Raw genomic sequence first — 8,655 nt, 5'->3', positions numbered from 1 at the left:
TCACTTTATCAAGCTTTTTGAATACGACAGGTTTGCCAATGAACTGATAACTGAAACTATCAATATAGCGAACAATCCCGAAAAGCCAGTAAAATTAATGGCCCATTTATTTGCCGCCCAGCAAATATGGCTAAGCCGCTTTGTGGATTTTCCGGACGCACCCCATACTACCTGGCCCGACTGGCAGACGGATACCTTTGCCGGTATTATAGAAACAAATAGTAACGGCTGGCTGCGATACCTCGATGGGCTTGAGCCCAGAGATTTTGACCGTATCATCAGCTATAAAACCTTAAAGGGCGATAGTTACCAAAATAAGTTGGGCGACATATTAACGCATGTAATAAACCATGGCACCCATCACAGGGCGCAGGCCGGCCATCATTTAATTGCCGCCGGGATTGAAACATTGCCTCCTACAGATTATATATTTTTCGTCAGGTAAAATTTTAGCGCTTTCTATTTTTATCTTTGACGCAGTTTTAATTTTGCCTGATGAAAAAAATAATCCTGCCAATAATTGCGGCTTTTGTAATCTCCGGATGTGCTGATAATAAGGCGCAGGAAAAAGCTGCTTTGGATAGTGTGCTCGCTTTACACGAAAAAGTAATGGGAAGTAATGAGTCGCTGCTGAAAAACAAGACGATTTTGGACAGCCTGTTAAAAAAAGACACAACGGCTATATTAAAAGATTCTGTGACCCGGCATCTAAGCGAGGTGATCAACGCAGACAGTGCCATGGATAACTGGATGCATAATTTTGACGCGGATATGACGGGTAAATTGCCTGTTGAAAGGATGATTTACCTTCGTTCACAAAAAAAACAGATCACAAAGGTCGACTCTCAGATCAACGCGGCGTTAGCGGCATCTGACAGGTATCTTAAAAATATGAAAATGAAATGAGCAGACTGATTTTGGCAATTGGCGTCATCCTGCTATGGAGCGCCTGTAAATTCAATAGTACTACCAGTAACTCTTTACCTATTTACGGAAACCGGCAGGCGGTTACCAGGGTGGTGAATGGACAAACAGTTATTGATACCTTATATCAAACCATTCCACCTTTTAAACTGGTGAATCAATATGGCGATAGCATCAGCAATAATGATCTTAACGGCAAAATCTATGTTGCCGATTTCTTTTTTACCAGTTGCCCATCTATTTGCCCTGTGATGCAACGCAATATGCTTAATGTTTATAACACCTATAAAAACACCCCTGATGTAAAGATCCTCTCGTACACCATCGACCCCAAATACGACAGCGTAAAAGTTTTAAAAAAATATGCTGATAAATTGGGAGTTACCGGCAACATGTGGTGGTTTATACAAGGTAAAAAGGATGATACTTACCGCCTCGCCGAAAAAAGTTACCTGGTGGCAGTGAGCCAGGACACTACGGTACCCGGTGGCTATGTGCACCAGGGTTATTTTGTGCTGGTGGATAAACAAAAACGCGTACGCGGTTCGTATGATGGCACCAACGCGCAGCAGGTAAGTCAGCTGATAGATGATGTTAAAACCTTAAAAGCAGAGCCTGCGCCTGGAGCCAACCAATGAAATTTAAAGTAATTATTGGAGTTTTGTGCCTTTTGCTTATACTGGCAGTTTCCTGCCAGAGTCCGCAAAGTATTGAATTTGCCCGTTATTATTCATCGGGTAGTTTGCTCTACCAAAGCCATTGCCAAAATTGCCATGGTGCTAAGGGCGAAGGATTAAATGCGCTGATCCCGCCGCTGACCGATACCGTATTTATAAAGAATAATATCCACCAGTTGCCCTGCCTGGTAAAAAACGGTTTAAGAGGAAAATTAACCATCAATAAAAAAGATTTTACGGAGAAAATGCCGTCTAACGACCTTGCTCCTATTGAAATTGCCAACGTGCTTACCTATGTTGCCAATTCTTTTGGCAATAAGCGCGGTACTATAGATGTTGTCCAGGTTGGAAACGATCTGAATAATTGTAAATAAAAGTACACAGACGCAGCGTATTGCGTCTCTACATACCTTAATAAATCTTTCGGACTTTCCCGACTCCCGGACTTCCCGACTTATTTCCTACCTTTACGGTGCAAAACGTTCTATCGCTCCCGGCGCTTTGTTTGGGAGAGGAAAGTCCGGGCAACACAGAGCATCCTGCTTCCTAACGGGAAGGCGCCGGCAGCCGGTGACAGCAAGTGCCACAGAAAATATACCGCCCGGCATTTATGACGGGTAAGGGTGAAAACGTGAGGTAAGAGCTCACGGCTTTCCCGGGCGACCGGGATCGCGGTAAACCTCAGGAGTTGAAAAACCAAATAGGTCCCGGAAGCGGAGCTGCTCGTTTCCGTATCCGCCAACAGGCGGATCGCCGGGATGGGTAGGTTGCTTGAACCTGTCAGCAATGGCAGGGCCAGATTAATGATAGAAACCATGCCCGTTAAAAGGCATGGAACAGAACCCGGCTTACAGGTTTGCTGCTGCAAACAAATGCCCTTCCCGGTAAAACGGGGAGGGTTATTTTGTGAATGGTGAGCTATCAGCATAAGGTGGCTCATATTTCTCACAGGTGTAGTTGTAGCGCTACAAGTGCTACATCTGCTACAAAGTGCTACAAAACTGAATATCAAGATATTAACTGCTGACAGAATCTTGTCAGCAGTTTTGCTGGCTTACTGCCTCATTTCACTAAAATTCCAGGTGGATGCTTAATTAAACGATATTGATTCACTACTCACCGCTCACTATTTTTTATCAATTTATTTTCAAACAATATCTTTCTAAAAGTGTTTACTTTTCTATACAATTAACTAAATTAGCAATTCAAATATTTAAAGCGTTCAGGCAAACAAAAAATGGCGAAAATATTAATCATTGATGACGAGCGGGCAATCCGGAATACATTACGTGAAATACTGGAATATGAGGATTATACCGTTGAAGATATTGATAACGGCGTTGACGGGTTAGAACTCATACAAAAAAATGATTATGACCTGGTATTATGCGATATAAAAATGAACCGGGTAGACGGAATGGAAGTGCTCACCGAGGGCCTTGCTATGAAGCCTGATCTGCCTTTTATCATGATATCGGGCCATGGAACTGTTGAAACTGCCATCGAAGCCAGCAAAAAGGGTGCGTTTGACTTTATATCCAAACCACCTGACCTGAACAGGCTCCTCATTACCGTACGAAATGCACTCGACAGGGGAAGCCTGGTAACTGAAACAAAAGTACTGAAGCGCAGGGTGGCCAAAGTGCGCACTATGCTGGGCGATTCACAGTCGATCTCAAAAATAAAAGAAACGATCGACAGGGTGGCGCCTACTGATGCCAGGGTATTGATCACTGGTGCAAATGGCAGTGGTAAAGAGTTGTTAGCAAGATGGTTACACGAAAAGTCGCACCGTTCAACATCGCCTTTGATTGAAGTAAACTGCGCCGCTATACCATCTGAATTGATTGAGAGTGAATTATTCGGGCATGAAAAAGGTTCGTTTACATCTGCTATCAAACAACGCATTGGCAAATTTGAAGCAGCCAATGGCGGCACGCTCTTTCTGGATGAGATCGGAGATATGAGCGCTTCAACCCAGGCCAAAGTGCTGCGTGCACTGCAGGAAAATAAAATAACCCGTGTTGGCGGCGAAAAAGAGATCGATGTAGATGTACGTGTGGTTGCTGCAACCAACAAGGACCTGCTAAAGGAAATAGATGCCGGAAATTTCCGCCTTGACCTTTATCATCGATTAAGCGTTATCCTGATCCATGTTCCACCTCTGACTGACCGAAAAGATGATATTCCGTTGCTGGCCCAAAACTTTTTGGATGAGATCTGCAATGATTACGGCATGCCGGTTAAAAAGATCTCAGATGCCGCGATGGAGGCGTTAAAAGCCTTGCCATGGACCGGGAATATCCGTGAATTAAGGAACATGATTGAACGGCTGATCATCCTGAGTGATAAAATAATAACAGACAATGATGTAAAGATATTTGCAAACCCATCTTCGCCGGTTGAAGTTACCAATGGCAATAACGGACATCAAGCAGATTTTGACCGTTTCAGCAATTTCCAGGAATATAAGGATTATGCCGAACGCGAGTATATCAAATTTAAACTGGAAAAAAACAACTGGAACGTATCCAAAACTGCCGACGATATTGACATACAGCGCAGCCACTTATATAGTAAGATTGAGAAATTTGGGTTGAAACGAGGGGAGTAACAAACGTTTTTTGCAGAATGATATTAGCTCAATCCGTTGAAAACAATTCCTTTCTTTTCAAATTGACTCATATCCTAACTTTCTATAACTTTCAAACTGCTCTTCCGTAAAAAATTGGTCGCTGGTTGGTTGTTGCGGGAACAAAGGATTATTTAAATGATATTCCCTTATATCAGTAGATAAATTTTTGGTAAGTGATGTTTTTATATAAGTTATTTTGCCGCTTGGGGCATCATCTTTATCCCCCGGATATTTAATAGCGCCGTCCAAAATAGCATGGCTCTTACTAAATCCCTGGGCGTCTTTATCGGTTATGGTGTCAGTTGTTATCGTAATCTCTACACCAAAATCTATCCGGCAACGTCTGATGGCATTTGATAATCCTTCGCAGGTTGATTTTTTATCTTCCTCCGCATCACACAAAATAACATTTGTACATCTTCTGCGTACGAGCTCGTAAAGCCCCATGTTGTCAAAATGCCCGCCGTCAGAAAGGCACACAAAACGTGAACTTATATCCGATTTCCCGATCAGGTCACTAACCAGGTATGCCACACCAAATGTCGGATCGGAGCGTTTCCAAGTTTTCAAACGGGGATTGCCTATCCACCAGCCCAGGCGAACGTTAAACATTGTCAATAAAAATGCTGTGGCAGGCGAAGAATGGTAACCCATGTTTGGATTAACGGCTGCACCTGATATAGCCATTGCCGTACCGATCATCGGCCCGTTTTCATAAGCATAACCCGCAGTCGGCCGGTATCCGTATTCATAGACCTGGTTTTTGGCATAGGCAGCCGAACGGGTTGGACTAAAATCAAAACCGCTATATAATGGAGTGAAAATAAACGACTCAGCTTTTCGGTCCTGCCTGTCGAGTTCTGACACAACAGTGGAGTTGAGGGTGGTATTTATTAAGGGGTATGGCCCGTAGTAAGGGTCTTTCTCTATGTTGCAAACAAACGCCGAAAGTTTGATGTCGTCGTCCTTGTCAAACCCGGTAAAATTATTCGCGGTTTTGTCTCTGTCTGTTCTCTTACGGGTAGCACCAAGATACGCCCTGACTAACCGGTTTCTATAAAAATGATGCAGCGAAAATTCATTTACCCCAACACGCCAGCTCAAAAATAAAGTGAGGGCCGCCAATACCACTGTTACCAGCAGACTTTTTTGGGTCCAGTCAATGAAGTTTTCCTTATCACCAACTATGATCAGATTTATTTGATCTAATGTATAGGCGCCTATCAATAAAAAGCCAAGCATAAACAAATAGGGTGCTATGCGAATAAATATCTCTATAAAAATCGAAGCTTTATCATCGGTTTTTGGACCGGCATCCTTTGATTGATAAGCCAGCTTCACAGCTGCCCCGATTATTGCCGCCCATCCGCCAAATAACACAGGTATTTTTGATATTAATTTGGTATTCCTGCACAACTCTCTGAACACATCCGGCAAAATAAGCGCGCCGATAGTTACCAATAGCCATATCAGAATAAACCGGTGTATTATTGCGCCCATCCTGCCCCACCACTCACGGCGCTCGTCAGGAAACAATCTGCCCATCAAAGCCATTCTTATAACTACACAACAGCTAATGCTCTCCAAAATCAAAGGTGGCCCGCTAATAAATACCCATCTATACCCATATTCCTGGTCAGAAATGAAAGGAGACTTTATTGATTGAAATAATTCCCAAACACCTGCCAATAGAAATAATCCTGCAGTTGCTGCCAATGCGGAAGAACCCAATATTGCAAAATCAATATATTTTTTTTCAATTGGTCGCTGTGCGCATTGCCTGTAATAGCCTATATAAGCTATAGCAATCATTGCCGCAAAGCCCGCGGCGGCAGCTGGTATTAAAAGTAAAACTTTGTCCTGATATTCGTCGGAATATGGGTTCTCCTGGAATAGCCACGAGCTTACAGCAAAAGCAGCAATAACGGCCCAGATGATCAAAAATATCGATAAAAGCCGGTTTCTTCCAAAATTAAAATAGCTCCTTTCCTTATGCTGTTTATCAAACGCCTGCATACCGTAACCTGTCATAATAACCCCGGGTAAAAATATCAATGCGCTCCATCCCCCAACTTTAATTGAATTAAATGTGTTTTCAAAGTGGGTGATATACCGCCAAAGCAGAAAAAAATTATTGACACCAGATAATGCGGTACATAAAAGTAAAAGAAATATAAACTGGTTAATCAGCGTATTTCTTAGCCAGGTAACACCCATTGTCCACGAATCTGCCGACATAATATTTGCATCAGGCGCCAAATAATTGCTAAACATGCGTAACCAACGAATGGGGCGCACTTCTTCTCCCATTGGATCGGCAGATTTACGGCTATCCAGCCTATCAGTAACCTTTAATACCGATCCACTCCTCTTTATCCATGATGCTAACCACGTACCAATATACCCGCCGCCGGATACCGTTGAAAGGTAGTCAATGTGCGACAGCTTATTCTGCTCAGCGAGTTTCTGCAATATCCCCAGGCAAAATGTTGCCGAACGGATGCCTCCGCCTGAAAAAGCCAAACCTTGCAATTGTAAACGTTTTGCGCGTTCTATCGGATCTTCTGTTTTGTCATCGCTCAAAACTTTTTCTGTTAATCTGCCACCAACCCCGGCGGGATTGTCCTGGAGCCGATGCGCCCTGCTCCTGCATATTTCATTTAACTCATCATTAAACAGTGTTTCAAAGGGAACCGGAACCTCTTCTATCTTTAATGTTTGCCGCATCAACGAATCAGAAATCAATAATTCCAATGCTTCAGTTTTACGTTTCTTATCTTCTGATTTATAATGAGCGTTCCACCATGTTTCGTGAAGTTTTTTATCGTCGGCATCAAGCAGATCAAAAGATTGCTCTGGTTCCCAAACCTGGTACAACCGCTGATCACAGGCCTTTAATTTCTTTCCGCTTAAACAAAAGATAACCTGCACCGGCATATAATGAAGCGCCTTTGCCAGGGTGACCCTGGCCGCAGGGTTATGATACAAAATTGCTCTGATCATTCTGCGAAGTTGGAACGGCGAGCAAAAGAGTGTGCCGTCTTTGGACAGGTTATCGTTTTCGGGATTAACTACAGGGAGATGGTTTTCATCCATCCATTTCAGCAAGTCATTTGAAAGCACAAAGAAGCATTCAATTAAATCACTCTCGGCCAATTTTTCGGGGCTAAACCAAATAACATCATTTATCGCCCCCTCAATTTCTGGTGAGCATTTTTCCTTTAGTCCCGCCAGTTTCTCCTTTAACTCCCATAAAAAAACATTTTCCATCTTGTTTCTGTCTGTGGGACCCAGATCTTTTTTCCAAAGATCCTGGATGATAATAAGGCTGGAAACGGCCTGCGAGGTTAAGTCGGTAACAATGTCCATGGCTAAGGTTTTAAAAAGTAAAGGCTCATTTGATAAGGATAATATATAAAGTTATAAATTAATACCCGATAATACCATGGTGTTTTTACGGTATTTCAAGCAGTATTTATACGTAAATAATTATTTATTAATGTTTTACGTTGATGCATAAAAAGCTATTTAATAATGGAAGTATAATGTATTAAAGTGCGTTTCTTTTTAAGATTAACTTGATAACATAAACATATATAACAGATGTATTTTATTTTCATACCTTGTTAGGATGAAAAAATACGCCTTACTTATCGCCCTGTTTTTTGCGGGATTGATTATTTCCGCTGTTTATCCGCATGATTATTTTACGTGGATTTTAGAAGTCTTTCCTGCTATTATAGGTTTTTTCATACTGTTATTTACCTTCCGGCACTTTCAATTTAGCTTGTTAACCTATGTAATGATATTATTGCATTGCTATGTGTTGTTTATAGGCGGCCACTATACCTATGCGTTGGTACCTGCATTTGACTGGGTGCGCGATGTTTTCCACCAAAGCCGCAATAATTATGATAAAGTCGGACACTTTTTTCAGGGGTTTGTACCTGCAATGATCGTTCGCGAAATATTTATCCGAAAGGAAATCATCAACAAGAAAAACTGGATCCCTTTTTTAACCATAAGTGTATGCGGGCTGATCAGTTTGTTGTATGAATTGCTGGAATGGCTGGTTTCTGTTTCCTCAGGGTCTGCAGGCGATTCTTTCCTTGGCACGCAGGGCGATGTATGGGATACGCAATCAGATATGCTTTTTGCCATTATTGGCGCCACGTGTATGCTTATCACGCTATCAGGATTGCAGAATAAGATAATATCCAGAGGGTTGGAAAGGTTTTAAAAGTTGAAAATGTTAAAATTGAGGTAAAGGACTTTGTCCATTTAATTAACTTTCGCTTCTTCTTTCGGACTTCCGGACTTAGTAAGTTCAATTAAGAAATGCAACAAAAGCTAAATAAATGATACCAGATAGCATACACTATCCGGCATCATTTAAGGAAAAATTAGACTTTTGATTTG

Annotated in this window: 7 protein-coding genes and 1 other RNA gene; 7 read left to right on the top strand and 1 reads right to left on the bottom strand. The window is 42.1% G+C overall.

Annotated features, from left to right (window positions below):
* The 6 genes from QZY09_RS17650 to QZY09_RS17625 all read left to right on the top strand — a co-directional run.
* Nucleotides 1–445: DinB family protein (locus QZY09_RS17650; RefSeq protein ID WP_295674515.1), on the top strand; the 445-nt coding region annotated here is incomplete at its 5' end.
* 50 nt (nt 446–495) lie between these two features.
* Nucleotides 496–906: a hypothetical protein gene (locus QZY09_RS17645; RefSeq protein ID WP_295674514.1), complete on the top strand. Its 411-nt coding sequence runs from the start codon at nt 496–498 to the stop codon at nt 904–906.
* Nucleotides 903–1,562 carry an SCO family protein gene (locus tag QZY09_RS17640; RefSeq protein WP_295674512.1) on the top strand — a complete coding sequence of 220 codons (660 nt, stop codon included), beginning with the start codon at nt 903–905 and terminating at the stop codon, nt 1,560–1,562. Before QZY09_RS17645 ends, QZY09_RS17640 begins: the two co-directional genes overlap by 4 nt.
* The gene (locus QZY09_RS17635) at nt 1,559–1,975 is read left to right on the top strand and encodes a c-type cytochrome (protein ID WP_295674510.1); all 417 of its coding nucleotides are present in this window, start codon (nt 1,559–1,561) and stop codon (nt 1,973–1,975) included. The genes QZY09_RS17640 and QZY09_RS17635 overlap by 4 nt, the downstream gene beginning before the upstream one ends.
* 97 nt (nt 1,976–2,072) lie before the next feature.
* An RNA gene (gene rnpB / locus QZY09_RS17630) (RNase P RNA component class A) lies at nt 2,073–2,468 on the top strand.
* A gap of 370 nt (nt 2,469–2,838) precedes the next feature.
* On the top strand, nt 2,839–4,215 hold the full coding sequence (locus QZY09_RS17625; RefSeq protein WP_295674508.1) for a sigma-54 dependent transcriptional regulator: 1,377 nt from the start codon (nt 2,839–2,841) through the stop codon (nt 4,213–4,215).
* A gap of 57 nt (nt 4,216–4,272) precedes the next feature.
* Here QZY09_RS17625 and QZY09_RS17620 read toward each other — a convergent pair whose 3' ends face one another.
* Nucleotides 4,273–7,605, bottom strand: a complete 3,333-nt coding sequence (locus tag QZY09_RS17620) for a patatin-like phospholipase family protein (RefSeq protein ID WP_295674507.1) — start codon at nt 7,603–7,605, stop codon at nt 4,273–4,275.
* A gap of 262 nt (nt 7,606–7,867) precedes the next feature.
* Here QZY09_RS17620 and QZY09_RS17615 point away from each other — a divergent pair, with 262 nt between their 5' ends.
* Nucleotides 7,868–8,476 (top strand): DUF2238 domain-containing protein, encoded by a 609-nt coding sequence (locus QZY09_RS17615; RefSeq protein ID WP_295674505.1) that lies wholly within the window; start codon nt 7,868–7,870, stop codon nt 8,474–8,476.
* Nucleotides 8,477–8,655: the final 179 nt, after the last annotated feature.

The organism is uncultured Mucilaginibacter sp. (genome assembly GCF_903913935.1).
Classification (GTDB): domain Bacteria; phylum Bacteroidota; class Bacteroidia; order Sphingobacteriales; family Sphingobacteriaceae; genus Mucilaginibacter.
This window is presented reverse-complemented; position numbering and strand designations above follow the sequence as displayed.

Excerpts from the sequence above, each read along its gene's own strand:
- QZY09_RS17645 (WP_295674514.1), top strand. The coding sequence starts at position 496 with ATGAAAAAAATAATCCTGCCAATAATTGCGGCTTTTGTAATCTCCGGA.
- QZY09_RS17640 (WP_295674512.1), top strand. The coding sequence starts at position 903 with ATGAGCAGACTGATTTTGGCAATTGGCGTCATCCTGCTATGGAGCGCC.
- QZY09_RS17635 (WP_295674510.1), top strand. The coding sequence starts at position 1,559 with ATGAAATTTAAAGTAATTATTGGAGTTTTGTGCCTTTTGCTTATACTG.
- QZY09_RS17625 (WP_295674508.1), top strand. The coding sequence starts at position 2,839 with ATGGCGAAAATATTAATCATTGATGACGAGCGGGCAATCCGGAATACA.
- QZY09_RS17620 (WP_295674507.1), bottom strand. The coding sequence starts at position 7,605 with ATGGACATTGTTACCGACTTAACCTCGCAGGCCGTTTCCAGCCTTATT.
- QZY09_RS17615 (WP_295674505.1), top strand. The coding sequence starts at position 7,868 with ATGAAAAAATACGCCTTACTTATCGCCCTGTTTTTTGCGGGATTGATT.